This window comes from Nonomuraea marmarensis, assembly GCF_043197025.1.
Classification (GTDB): domain Bacteria; phylum Actinomycetota; class Actinomycetes; order Streptosporangiales; family Streptosporangiaceae; genus Nonomuraea; species Nonomuraea marmarensis.
On record NZ_JBICRM010000009.1, the window covers coordinates 171673 to 188030 of the forward strand.

Consider the following 16358-nt stretch of genomic DNA (forward strand, 5'->3'; position numbering starts at 1 on the left):
TGGACGTACCCGGGTCGGTGAACGGCTCATCTGAGCGGGAGTACGGTCGTCACGTCGGTGCCGCCGCCCTCGCGCGGGCCGATCGTGCAGGTGCCGCCGATCTCGGCCGCCCGCTCCCGCATCGATGTCAGCCCCACGCCCGGCGACGGCTCATCCGGGAGCCCGATTCCGTCGTCGGTCACGGTCACGCGCAGGGCACGGTCGTCGCGGCTCAGCGTGACCAGCACCGACGTGGCCCGGGCGTGACGGCGGACGTTGGTGAGCGCCTCCTGCACGATCCGATACGCGGCCGTCTCGACCCCGGCGGGTAACTCGCCAAGCGCGCCGTCCCCGGCGGGTAACTCGCCGAGCGCGCCTTCCACTCGTACCTCGACCCGAGGCCCCGGGGCCTGGCCGAACTCGTGGAGCGCGCCGGCCAGCCCTCGCTCCTCCAGCGCGGGCGGGCGCAGGCCGTCCACCAGCTCGCGTACCGACATGAGTGTGCTGGTCATCTCCTCGCGCACCCTGACCAGCAGCTCGTCCACCGCCTCCGGGTCGCGCTCCAGCCGCCGCCGCGCCTCGTCCAGCGTCATGGTGACGCTGGTCAGCGAGGGCCCGAGCCCGTCGTGCAGCTCCCTGCCGAGTCTGCGGCGCTCCTCGTCGCGGGTCGCGCTGATCCGCTCGTGGGAGTCCCGCAGGTCAGTGCTCAGCCGTACGGCGTGCGCCAGCTCGGCCAGATGCTTGGCCATGACCGAAAGCTGCTGCCTGCTCTGCCGCGCGCCCGCCAGCAGCAGCCGCCCGGTCCGCTCGCCGTGCCAGGTCAGCTCGACCGTTCGCGGCCGGGTGCCCAGCTCGCCGTCCACGAACGACAGCACCGGCTCGCCCGCCACCTCCACGCCCGCGCCGCGCGCGCCCAGCGAAGCGCGCACCACGGAGATCGCCTCCGCCAGCGCCTCGGAGGGGTCGCCAGCCCGCTGTACGGCCCGGCTGAGCAGGTCGGCCGCCTTGTACGGGTCGCGTTCGACGTTGAACAGCCGGTCCACCGAGCCTTGCAGGCGCAGGCGTACCGGATGGAAGACCACGCCCGTGGCCATCGCCGCGGCCAGCCCCGCCGCCGCCCCGTAGTCCCCGGCCATGCTGTTCGCCGCCCAGATGAGCACCGAGTAGGTGAGGCCGGCGACGACCGCCAGCGTGCCGTACACCAGCGTGCGGTTGAGTATGAGCCTGATGCCGTAGAGCTGGTGGCGTAGCACGGCGGCGATGACCGCGATGGGGATGCCGGCTGACAAGGCGACGCGCAGTGCGATCACGACCGGGTCCTCGGTGCCCCCGCTGGCCACCCAGAAGCCGAGGAAGATCGCCATCGCCCAGAAGTACCAGGCGATCTGGCTGCGTACCTCGCGGGTCGCGGCCCGATAGCGGAAACCCAGGGACACCACGCCGAGCAGGCAGAGCAGGATCATCGGAGCCCCGATCCACGCCTCGGCGACCTCGGGGAACGTTCCCAGTGCCGCGACGCCGAACGGGTTGCTCATCGGCACGCCCAGCTCGAACGACGGGTCGGGGGACAGGCCGAGCAGCAGCGAGTGGCCGACCATGAGCACGAGGTTGCCGTAGAGGACCGGGCGCCAGCGCTTGGACGGCAGCCGCCCGTCGGGGAACAGCAGCGGCATGATCCCCGTGAACGTCGGCACCACCCACAACCACAACCAGATGCCCGGCCAGGCGAGGTAGGGCGTCAGCGGGCTCGGGGCGTACACGGACATCCACACGGCCAGGGCGAACGTCAGCGAGTAAACCGCCCACACCACGCCCGTGCCCCACATGAGCCACGGGAACGGCAGCCGCGGCCGGCGCGAGATCAGGAACGCGCCCGTGATCGGGAACATGAGCCCGATCGGATCGAGGCCCTGGTTCTCGGTCCAGGACTCCACCTGCGCGCCCAGCAGCGCCGCGATCACCGTGGCCGCCAGCGACAACACCGCCAGCACCCACACGCCCGCGACGACCACCCGCCCTCTCATGCAGTCTCCTTCAGGGGCAGCTTGACGACGACCGACGTGCCGCCGCCCGGCCGCACGTCGAGCTCGCACGTGCCGCCGGCCTCCTCGGCGCGCCGGAGCAGCGCCGCGCCCTGGCGGCGCTGCTCTGGCAGGCCGATCCCGTCGTCGGACACGGTCAGCCAGAGCCCGTCCCGCCGCTCCACCCGGATCAGCGCCGTCGTGGCCCGGGCATGCCGGCGCACGTTGGCCACCGCCTCATGGGCGATCTTGTACGCGGCCACCTCCACCGCGGCGGTCAGGTCGGCGAGCGAGCCGGAGACGGCCACGTCCACCCTCGGGCCCGGCGCGTCGGCCAGGGTTCGCAGGGCGCTCTCCAGGCCCAGCTCGCCCAGGTCGGAGTCGTGGAGCGCGGGCGGGCGCAGGCCGTACACCAGCTCGCGCACGTCCATCACGGCCTCGGTCAGCTGCCTGCGCGTCCGGCTCAGCAGCGGCTCGACCGTCTCGGGGCCGTCGGCCAGGCTGAGCCGCGCCTCGTCCACGCTCATCGCCAGCCTCGTCAGCGTGGGGCCGAGCCCGTCGTGGAGGTCGCGGCGCAGCTTGTGGCGCTCCTCCTCGCGGGTGAGGAGCATGCGCTCGCGGGAACGTTGCACATCGGCACTGAGCCGTACGGCGTGCGCCACCTCGGCGAGCTGTCTGGACAGCATGTCGAGCAGCGCCGGGTCCCTGGGCTCGCCCGCCACCATGAGCCAGCCCATCGCCCTGCCGTGCCACACCAGCCGCACGACCGCAGGGTCCGGGCCGACCTCGCCGTCGGCGACCGTACGCATGCGGCCGCCGGGCAACACCACCTCGACCGCCACGCCCGGCGCCCCCAGCGCCCTGCGGACCGCGGCGGCGGCGGAGGCCAGCGCCTCGGCGGGGCCCGGGGCCTCCTGCACGCTCTGGCTGACCCGGTCGGCCAGCCGGTAGGGGTCGTGTTCCATGGATAACAGGTGGTTGGCCGCGCTCTGGAGGCGGAGGCGTACCGGCTGGAAGAGTGCGCCCGCCACCAGCGCCGCGACCAGGTCGGACCACGTGCCGAGGGCCGCGCCGAGCGCGATGATCCCGAAGTAGACGGCGCCGACGACGGTGGTGAGCGCGGCGTAGACCAGGGCGCGGTTGGCGGCGACGAGCGCGAGCCGGCGCCGCCGCATGCCTGAAAGGACCGCCACTCGCACGAGCAGCGGTCCTGTCGCCCTGAGCAGCATGAGCCTGACATTCTTTGCCAGGTGCATGGTCATGTGCCGGACGGCCGCAGCACGAGGGAAGCGGCCGCCTGCATCCGTCTGGCCTCGGCCTCCACCAGCGCCCGGCCTTCTTCGGTGATCCGGAAGTAGCGCCGGTTGCGGCCGTTGACCGTCTCCTCGCGGTCCACGGTGATCACGCCGCGCTCGTTCAGGCGCTCCAGGATGCCGTACAGGGTGCCGACCGACGGCTGGACGCGGCCGCCGGACAGCTCCTTGATCGACTTGCTGATCGCGTGCCCGTGCAGCGGGCCGGCACGTAGCGCGGTGAGGACGAAGTACATCGGCTCGCTGACTTCAGACGTTCCCCTCGGCATGGTGCCGACAGTATTCCGTTCAACGAAGCGTCCGCAACGGGTTCACTTGCAGCGGTCTCCGTTCAGGTGGAACACCTCGGGCGCCGGATTGGGTCCCGAGGTGTTCGTGGCGGCGAAGCCGAACGTCACGGACCTGCCTGGCTTGATCTTGCCGGAGCTCTTCGCCGTCACCACCGAGCCGGACTGCGACAGCGTCGCGCCCCACCCGTCGCGAATGCGCTGGCCGCCGAGGAAGGACCAGCGCAGGCTCCAGCCGTCCACGGTCGCCTTGCCGGTGTTCTCGATCGCGACCTGGCCGGTGAACGTGCCCGAGCCGTGCGCCGAGTAGCGCACCTGGCAGTCGGAGCGCTCGCTCTTGTCGGCCAGGAACGCCGATACCCAGGCCAGCGGGGAGTTCCAGTTGATGGTCAGCTCGTTCGTCGACCACGACTCGATGTCGTCGATGTAGCAGAACTGCGGCTTGCAGCCCTGCAGCAGCCGTTGCGCGAGCGGGTCCTGGATGCTGGAGTTGGGCCCTCCTGCCAGGCTGCCCTTCGGCGGGTTGGGCAGGGCGGGGTCGAGCTGGTGGGAGTACCAGCGGCTGTGCTGGTTCTTCGAGGCCACCTCGCCGTAGCCGGTCACGTACGACTGGTTGAGCGCGTTGCGGCCCAGGAGGTAGTCCATGCCCTCGCGCACGGCCGCCTGGTACTTCTCCTGGCCGGTCAGGTCGTACGCGGTGGCCAGGACGACCAGGTTGTTCAGGACCAGGTTGTTCGAGCCCCAGTCGAAGTCGGGCGGGTTGTACGCCAGCCCGTACGGGTGCGCCTTCTGGATCGCCAGATACTTCTCGGCCCCTTCGAGCACCGACTGCCGCACGCGTGCCCGGTCGGGCAGGGCGTTGGGCACAGTGGCCAGATCCAGGCGGCCGAGCTGGGCGGTGTTGCCCCAGTCGAAGCCCCGGTCGCGCCAGATGTCGCCGGTGTGGTGCGGCGAGGCGAGCACGAAGTCCTTGAACTCCTTCTCGCCCGTCGTGATGAACAGCTCCGCCGCCGCCCAGTAGAACTCGTCGCTCACGTCGTTGTCGTTGTAGGCGCCGCCGCCGATGCCGTCGTTCGGGTCGGCGTACCTGGCCGGGTTGGCCTTGGCCGCCACCCACGCCTTGCGGGCCGCCTTGAGGTTCCTGGCGGCGAACTCCGCGTCGTACGGGGCGAACAGCCGCGCCGCCTGCGCCGCCGTGGCGGCCAGGTTGAGTGTGGCGGCGGTCGAGGTCGGGTGCAGTTCGCGCAGTTGCGGGTCCAGGTGCGGCAGCAGCGGCAACCCCGTCCAGTTCTGGTCGTGGATCTTGTGGTGCGCCATGCCCGCGAACGGCTTGCCCTCCGGCACCTGCATGCTCAGCAGGAACTCCTGCTCCCAGCGGGCCTCGTCCAGGATGTCCGGCTTGCCGTTGCCGCTCTCCGGGATGTTCAGCTGGCGGTCCTTGAAGGCCGCCTTGTCCCGTTCGTACGTGGCCATGAGCTGGTAGACCGAGATGCCGCCGTTGACGACGTACTTGCCGTGGTCGCCGGCGTCGTACCAGCCGCCCTTGACGTTGAGCGAGTAGTCGCAGACGCCGGGCTGGCACGGGACGCTCACGTCGCCCTGGTTCGGTGCCACGCCCACGTGGCCCGCGGGCCTGGCGTAGCCGGGCCGGAGGCTGTCCAGGATCTCGATGCCGCTGCGCTGGGTGTAGTAGAACTTCAGCGCGTCGATCGGCAGCACGTCGTAGAGGTCCGCGGCGATGTCGAACGGCCTGCTCGTCTCCCCGTCCGCCGTCAGCGTGTAGCCCTTGCCCTGCTTGCGGTACGAGCCGAAGTCCAGCGTGTGCGTGTTCTGGCCCGAACTGGCGTCCACGCCCCTGGGGGTCGTCTTGCCGCGGGCGACGGTCTGCTTGCCGGCGTTCTTGAGCTCCCAGTCCAGGGCTGTGGTGGCGGTGGTGACCACGGTGGCCTTCTTGGGGCCTGTGGGGAGGTAGCCGACCATGTTCACGCGCACGCGCGGGCCCGTGTCCGGCTCGTAGACCTCGGGCTCGGCGCCGCCCTTGAGCGATACGTCATCCAAGCAGAACCTCCATGGCTCGGCGCTGCCGCCCAGCTGGAAGGCCACCTGGGCGTTCGGCAACGACACGGGGGCGGTGAACGTGTAGGAGTAGTCGTTGCCCGAGACGCTCAGCTCCGGGGCGGCCGACAGGTACTGGGTGTACGGGTCCACCGGGAGCTGGACCAGCGCCCTGCCGACCTTGGCCGGGGTGGTGGAGGCGCCGAACCCGTACGCGTACGTGTCGCCTGCCACCAGCTGGATGTCGTTCTGGCCGATGATGACGTCCCACGGGTTGACGGTGCCGCCGGGGATGTCGGCGCAGAGCCGTCCTTCGTTGACTGCGAGGGTGACGTTGCCGGTGCCCCACCAGGGGGCGGTGCCGGCGTCGAAGGTGCCGTTCACGATCTGCTCGGGTCCCTCGTCGGCGGTTGCTGCCGTGGTGGGGGACAGGGCGACCATGGTGAAAAGGGCCAGTAAGGCGGCCCGGTATCGGGTCATGGAGGTCCTTCGGGGGTGCTGGGAGCGCTCCCATTGGAGCCATCCGATCCTCCTTTCCCACCGCCGCACAGTCAACGGCTGCGCACCATCCGTCCTCGAAGACTGTGAAACTTTCATGCGCGTTCGAGGTGCCGGGTCAACTCCTCCGCCCTGCGGTGATCGTAGGGGGTGGCCAGGCGTTCGGCGGCGGCCATGGCCTGGTGGGCCGCCTTGCCTGCCGCCTTCTCCATGCCCGCCGTGGCCAGCACCAGGGCTCGGGCCCAGCCGATCCTGGCCGCCGCGCCGGGGTTGCGGGCCGCGTACCTGGACAGGTGGGCGTGCAGGAGGCGCGCGGTCGCCCGGTCCGGCCAGGGGTTGAGTGCCCAGAGCAGCTCGGCCAGGCCCGACCAGCATTCGAGCATGCCGGGCTGCGCCGACGGCAGCCGCTCCGCCAGCGCGAGCGCCTCGGCGAGCGCGTCCCGTATCTCGTCCTGGCGGCCGTCGCGGAGGTCGAGGCGGGCAGATGCCGTCAGCAGTCGCATCCGCTGGATGACCCGCGTGACAGGCCCGTTGCGCAGGCCGAGCTCCTTCTCGTGGGTCAGGCGGCGGTCGGTGGACGCACGGGCGGCCGTGATCAGCTGCCTGATCCGCTCCGGCTCGGCCTCCATGCGCAACATCGCCTCGGCCTGGCCGGTCAGGCACCAGTAGCGGCCGATGTCGTCGCCCACCCGCGTGGCCGACAGCTCCTCCGTGGCGACGAACAGCTCCACGGCCGCCGCGAAGTCGCCCTGCCAGAGCGCGGTCTCGGCGAGCATGCCCGCGCAGTTCTCCGCCATCCGGGGGTCGAGCGTCCTGGCCCGGCCCTCGCTGAACGACCGGCGGGCGGCCCCGAACGCCCCGGAACCGAGCTGGTCGAGCCCCCGGGACAGCAGGGCGCGGTTCGCGGCGTCGGTGGGGTGTTCGATGCCCGCCAGCGCCCGGTCGGCGAGCGTGCCGTAGCGGGTGGCCAGGCCGTGGCGGCCGGCTATGCGGGCGATCGTGGCGAAGTTCGCGTACGCCTCGGCTCGCAGGGCGGGGTCGGTCGCCCGCTCGGCGGCGTTGAGCTGGCGCAGCGAGGCCGCCAGCATCGTGCGGAGGTCCTGCTGGTGGTAGGCGAGCCTGGCCAGCAACGTCAGCGCCTGCGCGGCCTCAGGCCCCGCCAGGTCGGTACGCCCGGCCGGCACGAGGCGGCGCACCACCTGCCGTGCGGTGGCGGTCACCATGGCCGCGACGAGACCGGCGGGCGAGGCGGGCAGCGGTTCGCCGAGGGTGTCGAGTGCCTGGCCGGCCAGGCGGGCGGCATCGCCTTCCCTGGCGAGCTGGTATTCGCTCACCGCCGCCATCCTGAGCCAGCGGGCCCGCAGGTGCGGCGCCTCCGGGGTGCGGGCGAGGTGGCGGCGCACGATGGCCCCCGACTCCTCGTACAGGCGTAACCGCAGGCACAACGTCCAGTAGCGGTCCAGGAACCGAGGGCATTCCGACGCGGCCCAGGCCAGCCGGATGTTGTCCATCTCGGGGCCGAGCACGCGGGTGACCTCGGTGTCCGACGCGTCCTGGAGGGCCGGGGCGTGGTGGTCCAGCAGGCGGGCGAAGTGGGCGGCGTGGCGGCGGCGTACCGGGGAGTCTTCCGGGAGGTGGGCGGCGGCGAGCTGCTGGATGAGGGGGTGGATGGCGTACCGGCCCGAGGCGGTGAGGTGGATCATGTTGTGATCCACCAGGCGGACCAGCAGCTGCGGGGTGGTCCTGGCGACCTCCAGGGCCGAGCGCAGCGTGCAGCCGCCCCCGAAGACGGACAGCGCCGCCAGCGTCCCCTGCCCGGCCGGGTCCAGCAGGCGCCAGGAGGTCTCGAAGACCGTACGCATGCCGGCGTGCCGCGATCGGGCGGCCGGTCCCGAGTCCGACAGCAGCCCGGGGTCCACGCCCAGGCGCTGGGCCAGGTCGGCGCATGGGACCGCGCGCAGCAGGCCGGCCGCCAGCTCGATGGCCAGCGGCAGCCCGCCGGTGGCGGCGCAGATCGCGGCCACCAGGGCGGCTTCGCGGTCGGGGTCGAACGCCGGTTGCGCCCTGAGCGCCCTGGCCGCGAACAGCGCCTCCGCGGCCGGTCCTGGCAGCCCTTCCACCGGGACGGTCGTCTGGCCCGCCAGGTCCAGCCGCCGCCTGCTCGTCGCCAGGACCCGCACGTCCGGGGCGGTGCGCAGGATCTCGCCGATGACCGGGTCGAAGCCGGTGAGGTGCTCGAGGTTGTCGAGCACGAGGAGGATCGAGCGCCCGGTCAGGGCGGAAAGGAGGAGGTCGAGGGCGGGGCGTGGCGGCGTGAGGTCCACGCCCAGGCGGCGGGCCAGCGTGGTCACGGCCGCCTCGGGCCGCACCCCGGCGAACGACACGAACGCCACCTCCCGCCACTCGCCGCTCGGGGCGGATCGCGCCCCAGCCACCTCCTGGCCGTCGTTCGTGGTGGGTCGCGTCCCGACCGCTTCCTGGCCGTCGTTCGTGGTGACCGCGATGGCCAGGCGGGTCTTGCCGACGCCGCCCGGTCCGAGCAGGGTGACCAGGCGTTCGCGGGCCATCAGCCTCCTCAGCCGCCGGACGTCGGCGTCCCTGCCGATCAGCTCCGTGCCGGGCACGGGCAGGGCCGCGCGGCGGGCGGGCAGGGACCTGGGCACGAGCTCCCGCCTGATCGCCAGGGTCTCGGGCGCGGGCTCGACGCCCAGCTCGGCGGACAGCCGCCGTCTAAGGTCGTCGTAGCAGGTCAGCGCGGCGGTCCGGTGGCCCGCCCGGGCCAGGGACGCCATCAGCAGCCGGTGCGCCTCCTCGTCGTACGGGTCGAGCGCGGCCACGATGCGCGCCAGCCGTACCACCTGGTCGGACCCGTCGGCGCCGGACCGCACGAGCAGCCCTCGCAGCAACAGCCGCACCCGCTGGCGTTCCGACTCCAGCCACCCGGCGAAGGCGGGAGCGTCGCCGAAGGAGACGCCGTCCAGGAACTCCCCGCGCCACAACCGCAACGCCTGGGCCACGGTCGGGGCCTGCGTGAGCTGCCGGTGGTCCACGAAGCAGCCGTCCTCGGCGCGGAAGCGCACGTGGTCGCGGGTGATGTCGAGCCAGCCGCCCACCTCCCTGCGCAGCTCCGACAGCGCCAGCCGCAGGCTGCCCCGGGCGTTGGCGTCGGGCCGCTCGCCCCACAACAGCGCCGCCAGCTCAGCCCGCGAGCGCGGCCCCGACGTGACGGCGAGGTAGCACAGCAGGGCCCGGGTCTTCGCCGACCGGATGCCGACGGGCGCTCCTCCGACGGCCAGGTCCGGCGGGCCGAGCATGAGCAGGGTCAGCGAGTCTCCCATAGCCGGGGAGCGTAGGTGCGAACGGGGCGCCTGGCTGTGGAAAAAGCCACGGATGGGGCGTGCTCTGCGCCACTGACCTGGGCTCTCATGATGCGCTCACGCTGCCTTCCGCACTCTGAGGCCATGTTCCGCGAAGGCCGCGGAGCGTTCTGACACCCGAAGAAGGACACATGCACTCTCACAAGCTGATCGCCACGCTCGCCCTGGCCGTGGGCCTGGCCGCCCCGACGGCGCTGGCCGCGAGCCCCGCCGCCGCGGCGACCGGGTCGTGCCTGGTGGAGCTCCACGACATCGACGCCCTCAACGTGGCGGAACGGGACGGCCACGACGAGCTCCGGTTCCTGGTCGGCGGGAACCTGTTCCCCAACAACGGCTGGTTCTCCATGAGCACCAACAGCGACGGAGACCCCAACCAGTTCGGATTCCCGAGCACGGTCGTCTCGAGCACCGGGACCGCGTCCTTCAACCTGCGCGAGGTCACCCCGCCGTGGGTCAACTCGGGTGACAGCCTCGGCTCCGTGGTCGCCCACGGCTCCGTGTGCGCCCCGCTCGGCCCCGGCGACGAAGACTACGAGGAGGACTTCATCGAGGGGACCGACGGGACCTTCTACTCGTACCTGGTCGAGCTCAAACTGACCGGGCTGTAGCCGGCCCGGTAGCGGGCCCCGCCGCACGCCGGCGGGGCCCGCACCGCGGGCTAAGGTCCGGCCGGCCGCCACATCGGCCAGAACAACGTACCGTCCGGCAGCGCGAACGGCTCGCGCACCTCGTAGCCGTGCCGCGCGTACAGGTCGCGGTTGCGCGGGTCGCTGGCCTCCAGGTACGCGGGCGCGCCGGCCAGCCGGGCGTGGTGGTGGCGCAACAACGCCGAGCCGAGCCCCTGGTCCTGGCGGTCCGGGTGCACCGCCAGGAAGGCCAGATGGTGGTACGGCTGCGCGGGATGGTTCTCCTCGAACAGCGCGTCGAGCACCCGGAAACGTTCGATCCACTCGCCGGTGGCCGCTTCGAGGCGGCGGTCGTAGTCCTTCGGTTCGGGCAGCGGCGAGGTGTGCGAGAACCAGACCGCCACGGCCGGGCCGTCGTCGATGAGGTCGACCTCGCCGTGCTCGACGGCGTGGTCCACGAAGATGCGGAGGTTGGCGGTCATGACCCGGTGCCGCTCGCGGCGGTCGGGCACGAGGTAGCGCACCGCGTTCAGGCCGGCGAACGCGGTCGCGATCAGCTCTGCGACCCGCCCCGCGTCATCGGCCGTGGCGCGGCGGATGACCGGCCTCAGCGCGAACGTCTCTCCCATGGCCCAGGTCCTCTCTCAATCAGTCACGCGGCGTCCTGGGCGGTGGCCGCCTTGGCGCCCATCCCCACCAGAGCGTAGACGGCGGGCTGCCCGGCCCGCAGCACCAGGGCCCACACCACCCCCACCACGGCGGCGACGCCGTAGACGGCGGGCAGGATCCACGCCAGGGGGTCGCCCTCGGGCACGCCGAGCAGCGTCGGGAAGTTGTCCAGCGCCAGCCACACCATCACGGCCAGCGCGATCGCGGCCGGCACGGGCGCGACCACCCGCCGGGCCAACGTCTCGCCGCTCGGCTCGCGGGCGAAGAAGACGATGATCGCGACGGAGGTCACGAAGATCAGCAGCAGTACGCCGAACCCGCCGAACGAGCCGCCGTAGAAGAACAGCTGCACCAGCGGGTCGAGCCCCAGGATCGCGTAGAGCACGATGACGACCAGCCCGAACACGCTCTGGGCGATCGAGCCGACCTTGGGCGCCCCGCTGCGCGCCCGCGTCCTGGCGAAGATCGCGGGCAGCACCCGCTCGCGGCCGAGCGCGAAGAAGTAGCGGGCGGTGGTGTTGTGGAAGGAGATCATCGCGGCGAACAGGCTGGTCACGAAGAGCACCCTGGCGATGTCCACCACGGTGCCACCCAGGGGCCCCGCGGCGAGGGCGAAGATGGTGTCCGCCTGGTCGCGCTGGGCGGTGGCCACGATGTTCGCGGGTCCGGTGGCCACCGTCATCGCCCAGGACGACAGGGCGTACAGGGCGGCGATGATCGCGACGGCCGCGTACGTGGCCAGCGGCACCGTACGGCGAGGCTCGCGGCTCTCCTCCGAGAACACCACGGACGACTCGAACCCGACGAACCCCAGTGTCGCGATCACCAGCAGCGCCCCCACCCCGGACACGAACAGCCCGTCCGGCGACAACGTCTCCACCGAGAACCCCGAGGGCGCCGGATTGACCAGGTCGGCGAAGTCGAACAGCAGGATGACCACGACCTCGGCGGTCAGCAGGACGGCCAGTAGCCGGCCGTTGACGTCCACCCGCATCAGGCCCAGCACCGCCACCAGCGCCCAGGCGACCAGCGAGAGCACCCACCAGGGAGGCGCGGCGCCCAGCCAACGTTCGAGCAGCGGGCTCGCCGCCGTCCCGAACGCGCCGTACAGGCCCACCTGCAGCGCGTTGTACGCGATCAGCGCCACCCAGGCGGCCGCGATGCCCGCGGGGCGGCCCAGGCCCCGGCTGATGTAGGTGTAGAACGCGCCGGCGTTGGCCATGTGCCGGGCCATCGCCACGTACCCGACCGCGAACACCGCCAGCACCACCCCCACCACCAGGAACGCGATGGGCAGCCCGGTGATCCCGGTGACCGCGTACCCGGTGGTGACCACCCCGGCGACGACGGTGAGCGGCGCGGCGGCCGACAGGACGAAGTAAACGACCGAGGGCGCGCCGAGCCGATCGGCGGCGAGTGCGCCGGCGACGGGGTCGGAGTTTGCGGTGCGCATCGGGTTCCTTTCTGGGGGGTTAGGTGCGATAAGTCAGTACGGCGTCGCCCACGGCCGCGCTGACCTGGCGGCTGAGGTCGCTCAGCGGCTGGGGCATCGTGGCCAGCAACGTGGCCAGGTAATTACGGGCCACCCGCCGGTCGGCCGGATCCTCGTCGAGGATCGTGTCGGTCATGTCGCACGCGTCCACCAGCGTGGCCAGCGCCATGTCCTGCGGCGACACCGGCTGGCGCCTGACCAGCGCCAGCCGCAGGCGTACGGCGGGCCAGGCCGCCCGGCTGAAGTCGGTGGAGAAATAGCGGCATTGCCGGCGCTTGAGAATTTTCCGGGTTTCGCGTTCCAGCAGCCCGGCGCGGACCAGCCGCCCGCTCACGTCCTCGACCGAGCGTTGCGCCAGGTACGCCAGCCAGGTACGCACGTCGGTATGGTGCGGCGAATTACCGAGATCGGCCAGCACCTGGTCGGCCACGCTCTCCTGGACCCGCCGCGGGTCGATCACATCGAGCCGCACGCCGCGCACGGCCACCCGCCGGCCCAGTACCAGCTCCCCGATCAGGGCTCCGGCCAGGCCCAGCGCGACGCCCTGCACGTGCAGGCGGGGTTTGCCCGAGCCGGTCGTGTCCCATGAGACGAGGAAGAAATCATCGGCAAGCACCTTGAATCGGTCCGCTCACTATCGCCTTAAAGGACGACCGGCTTCACCCGGCGACAGGGAGCCGCCAGCCGAAATATCTACCAAGAACTTCATCGCCCGGGTAGGCCCATTTATGGCAAGTCAAGATAATGACGGAATTAAAGCTCAATATAGCGATTTATCCGTATTCATCGGGTTCTATTGGTGCTGGTCGAGCAGCAGCCGTGCGCCCGCTTCTCGCCGCATCCGCCCCGGCCGCCGCACCCGCCCCGGCCGCGCGACACGAAATGGCAGGTCAGGGGATTGTTGGGCGTGGCGGGCGCGGCCGGGTACGGTCAACAGCATGCGCGCGTACCGAGCCGGATCCATGGCACTCGCCACGGTGGCCGCGCTGTCCGCCGCCTGTGGCGGTCCCGCCGCGCAGGAGGCGGTGTCACCCGCCGCGCGGGAGGCCGCGTCGCCGTCCGCCACCCCGTCGCCCGCCGGGCGCGTGCTGGCGGGCAAGGTCGTGGTGATCGATCCCGGGCACAACGGCGGCAACGCCGCGCATCCCGCGGAGATCAACCGCCCGGTCGACATCATCACCGGCCGCAAACCGTGTAACACGACCGGCACCCAGACCCAGGCCGGATACCCGGAGCATGCCTTCACCTGGGACGTCGCCCAGCGGCTCAAGCCGATCCTGGAGGAGATGGGCGCCAAGGTGGTGTTCACCCGGCCCGACGACAAGGGCGTCGGGCCCTGCATCACCGAGCGCGCCGCCATCGGGAACGAGGCCGTGGCCAACGCCGTCGTGTCCATCCACGGTGACGGCGCCGCGGCCGGCGGGCACGGGTTTCATGTGATCTTGCCGGGGCTGGTTCCCGGGCACAACGACGCGATCATCAAGCCGTCCCGCCGCCTGGGGCTGGCGATCCGGAACGCGTATCGAGCCGGTACGGGGCTGCCGTACGCCACCTATACCGGCCAGAACGGGCTGCAGACCCGTACCGACCTGGGCGGGCTCAACCTGTCGAAGCGTCCGGCGATATTCGTCGAGTGCGGCAACATGCGCAATCCGGGCGACGCCGCCAAGATGTCCGACGCCGCCTTCCGCAAACGCATCGCCGCCTCCCTGGCCACCGGGCTCAAGCAGTACCTCAGCTAGGTGCCGGCTAGGTGCCGTAGGCGCGGAGGAAGGTCGCGACGGCGGCTTCCGAAAGGTGTTCCAGGTCCGCTTCCGTGTAGGGGTCGCCGCCACCCCAGAACATCACCTTGTTCACCGGGATCCACAGCAGCAGGCCCACGAAGTGCTCGGCGGCCAGTTGGGGGTCGTCCAGGCTGAGCAGTCCGCGCTTCGCCAGCCGTTCCAAGGCGGTGGCCAGGGTGTTCAGTGATCGCTGGAAGCCCTGCTCGTACCAGGTGCGGCCGAGGTCGGGGAAGCGGTCGGCCTCGGCGATGACCAGCCGGCGCAGCCGGAGCAGGTCGGGTCGCATGAGCGCGCCCAGGAACTGGCGGGCCAGCTCGCCCAGGTCCTGCTCCAGGTCGTCGCTCTCGTCGAGCGCGACCGTGATCATCTTGGCCAGTCCGTCCACCTGGGCGGTGGTGTCCAGGATGATGCTGGTGAACAGCTGCTCCTTGTCGGTGAAGTGCTTGTAGACGGTCTGCTTCGACACCGACGCCAATGAGGCGACCTCGTCCATGCTCGCCCCCACGTAGCCGTTGCGCAGGAACACCGGTCGCGCGGCCTCCAGGATCTGCCTGCGCTTGCGTGCCGTCCGGCCGTCCTCTTCCGCTGCCATGACCGCCCTTTCTGTTCACGAACAGAGTACTAGACAGTTCCGTACCGAGATGAGTACTGTACCGTCTAGTTCCAGCGGCGAAAAGGAGAGGCGCACCATGAGTACGGATCTTCAGAAGCGGGTGCAGGAAGCGGCCGACGGGCTCGTCGAATCAAGTGCGGAGCGCGGGCTACAGGTGGCCGTGTACCAGGACGGGGTCCAGGTGGTCGACGTGGTCGCGGGCGTGGCCGACCCTGAGACCGGGCGGCTCGTCACGTCCGGCACGCCGTTCTACAACTTCTCGATCGGGAAAGGGGCCACCGCCACCGTCGCGCACCTGCTCGCCGAGCGGGGCCTGTTCAGGTACGACACGCCGGTGGTGGAGCTGTGGCCCGAGTTCGGGCGGCACGGCAAGGAGGGCGTGACCGTACGGCATGTGTTGTCGCACACGGCGGGCGTGCCCGGCGTGCCGCTCGACACCACGCCCGAGGACGCTTGCGACTGGGGCAAGATGGTCGCCGCGCTGGAGGACGCCGAGCTCTGGTGGGAGCCGGGGATCAAAGTCGGCTACCACGCGTACACGTTCGGGTACCTCGTGGGTGAGATCGTCCGGCGGGTCACCGGCAAGGCCATCTCGCAGGTCCTGCTCGAGGACGTGGCGGGGCCGCTGGGGGTGGGCGACGAGTTGTACTTCGGGATGCCGGAGAAGGAGCACGCCCGGCTGGCCAGGCTGGAGGACGCGCCGATGGACATGTCGGCGTTCGGGGAGATGCCGGCGGACCTGCCGATGTTCAAGGCCGGTCCGATGGAGCTGATGCCGACCGCGGCGCTGGGCAACCGGCCCGACTACCTGTCCGCCGACATCCCCGCGGGTGGCAAGACCTCGGCCAGGGCGATCGCGAGGATGTACGCGGCGCTGCTCGGCGAGGTGGACGGGATGCGGCTGATCTCGCCGGAACGGCTGCGCGAGGCGACGGCCGTGGCGTCGAGCGGCATCGACGAGGTGTTCGGCATGCCGTCGGCATGGGGGCTCGGATACGGCATCGGCGGCCCCACTTCGACGGCCGAGGAGAGCCCGACGGTGTTCGGGGTGCCGGGGGCGGGCGGCAGCGCGGCCTGGGCCGATACGGCGACCGGCACCGCGTTCGCGCTGACCAAGAACAAGCTCACCAACGACTTCGCGGCGGCCGAGCTGATCGGCGGCATCGTCACCCGCGGCTAGCTCAGGTGGTGCCGTTCCGCGCGATCGCAGAGCGCGTCACCCGTCGCGGCAGAGCGGCTTTCCGCCGACCACGCAGGCGATGTCGTCGAGCTGGCAGCTGAGCAGAGTGCCGTCCATGCCGAGCACGAGTACGAGATCGCGCCGGTATGAGTGAGCCAGCATGACCCTGCCGACGACGCCATTATCCAAGATCACGGTCGGGCGGCCTGCCGCGTTGTCCATACCCACGTGACTCCTCTCAGCTACGGAACAGGCCCTCCCGGACCCGTCCCCACCAGGATGCACAGGCGGGTGCCCTGAGCGCATCGGTCATGAGGCTGTATTTCCGGTACGCCAGGGGAAGCACCTTGCCGGTGTAGAACCCCCGCAGGTGGGGAAGTGCACCCCCGAATCAAACGAGAACATGTTCTCTTTCGTCTGCCGGTCCGGCCGAAGGCACATTCGCCTGCGGACCTGGAACGGCC

General features: G+C 71.3%; 13 protein-coding genes. 3 read left to right on the forward strand and 10 right to left on the reverse strand.

The genetic code is table 11. From position 1 onward, the window contains the following. Positions 1 to 26 precede the first annotated feature (26 nt). The 5 genes from ACFLIM_RS17480 to ACFLIM_RS17500 form a co-directional block, all read right to left on the reverse strand. Positions 27 to 2003 (reverse strand): histidine kinase, encoded by a 1977-nt coding sequence (locus ACFLIM_RS17480; protein ID WP_393166539.1) that lies wholly within the window; start codon positions 2001 to 2003, stop codon positions 27 to 29. After that, entirely contained in the window at positions 2000 to 3262 is a 1263-nt protein-coding gene (locus ACFLIM_RS17485) for a sensor histidine kinase (RefSeq protein WP_393166541.1), read from the reverse strand. Before ACFLIM_RS17485 ends, ACFLIM_RS17480 begins: the two co-directional genes overlap by 4 nt. Beyond that, on the reverse strand, positions 3259 to 3582 hold the full coding sequence (locus tag ACFLIM_RS17490; RefSeq protein ID WP_393166544.1) for a PadR family transcriptional regulator: 324 nt from the start codon (positions 3580 to 3582) through the stop codon (positions 3259 to 3261). The genes ACFLIM_RS17485 and ACFLIM_RS17490 overlap by 4 nt, the downstream gene beginning before the upstream one ends. A 42-nt stretch (positions 3583 to 3624) precedes the next feature. Beyond that, positions 3625 to 6135, reverse strand: a complete 2511-nt coding sequence (locus ACFLIM_RS17495) for a glycoside hydrolase family 9 protein (RefSeq protein ID WP_393166546.1) — start codon at positions 6133 to 6135, stop codon at positions 3625 to 3627. 113 nt (positions 6136 to 6248) lie between these two features. After that, a complete protein-coding gene (locus ACFLIM_RS17500) occupies positions 6249 to 9491 on the reverse strand; it encodes an ATP-binding protein (RefSeq protein ID WP_393166548.1) in 3243 nt (1080 codons plus the stop codon). 170 nt (positions 9492 to 9661) lie between these two features. Between ACFLIM_RS17500 and ACFLIM_RS17505 the strand changes: the two genes are divergently transcribed. Beyond that, on the forward strand, positions 9662 to 10138 hold the full coding sequence (locus tag ACFLIM_RS17505; RefSeq protein ID WP_393166549.1) for a hypothetical protein: 477 nt from the start codon (positions 9662 to 9664) through the stop codon (positions 10136 to 10138). 50 nt (positions 10139 to 10188) lie between these two features. Here the strand turns inward: ACFLIM_RS17505 and ACFLIM_RS17510 are convergent, their stop codons facing one another. Genes ACFLIM_RS17510 through ACFLIM_RS17520 form a run of 3 tightly spaced genes read right to left on the reverse strand, consistent with a single transcriptional unit; the run spans position 10189 to position 12933 of the window. Then, on the reverse strand, positions 10189 to 10785 hold the full coding sequence (locus ACFLIM_RS17510) for a GNAT family N-acetyltransferase (protein WP_393166551.1): 597 nt from the start codon (positions 10783 to 10785) through the stop codon (positions 10189 to 10191). A gap of 23 nt (positions 10786 to 10808) precedes the next feature. Beyond that, the gene (locus tag ACFLIM_RS17515; protein WP_393166553.1) at positions 10809 to 12278 is read right to left on the reverse strand and encodes an APC family permease; all 1470 of its coding nucleotides are present in this window, start codon (positions 12276 to 12278) and stop codon (positions 10809 to 10811) included. Between the two features lie 19 nt (positions 12279 to 12297). Then, positions 12298 to 12933, reverse strand: coding sequence for a GOLPH3/VPS74 family protein (locus ACFLIM_RS17520; protein WP_393166555.1), 636 nt, complete (start codon positions 12931 to 12933; stop codon positions 12298 to 12300). Between the two features lie 322 nt (positions 12934 to 13255). On the opposite strand from ACFLIM_RS17520, the gene ACFLIM_RS17525 reads away from it, so the two are divergent. Continuing rightward, positions 13256 to 14059, forward strand: a complete 804-nt coding sequence (locus tag ACFLIM_RS17525; RefSeq protein ID WP_393166556.1) for an N-acetylmuramoyl-L-alanine amidase — start codon at positions 13256 to 13258, stop codon at positions 14057 to 14059. A gap of 7 nt (positions 14060 to 14066) precedes the next feature. Here the strand turns inward: ACFLIM_RS17525 and ACFLIM_RS17530 are convergent, their stop codons facing one another. Further along, the gene (locus ACFLIM_RS17530) at positions 14067 to 14693 is read right to left on the reverse strand and encodes a TetR/AcrR family transcriptional regulator (RefSeq protein ID WP_393166558.1); all 627 of its coding nucleotides are present in this window, start codon (positions 14691 to 14693) and stop codon (positions 14067 to 14069) included. 97 nt (positions 14694 to 14790) lie between these two features. Between ACFLIM_RS17530 and ACFLIM_RS17535 the strand changes: the two genes are divergently transcribed. Then, the gene (locus ACFLIM_RS17535; protein ID WP_393166561.1) at positions 14791 to 15894 is read left to right on the forward strand and encodes a serine hydrolase domain-containing protein; all 1104 of its coding nucleotides are present in this window, start codon (positions 14791 to 14793) and stop codon (positions 15892 to 15894) included. 36 nt (positions 15895 to 15930) lie between these two features. Here the strand turns inward: ACFLIM_RS17535 and ACFLIM_RS17540 are convergent, their stop codons facing one another. Further along, positions 15931 to 16116: a hypothetical protein gene (locus tag ACFLIM_RS17540; RefSeq protein ID WP_393166563.1), complete on the reverse strand. Its 186-nt coding sequence runs from the start codon at positions 16114 to 16116 to the stop codon at positions 15931 to 15933. Positions 16117 to 16358 lie beyond the last annotated feature (242 nt).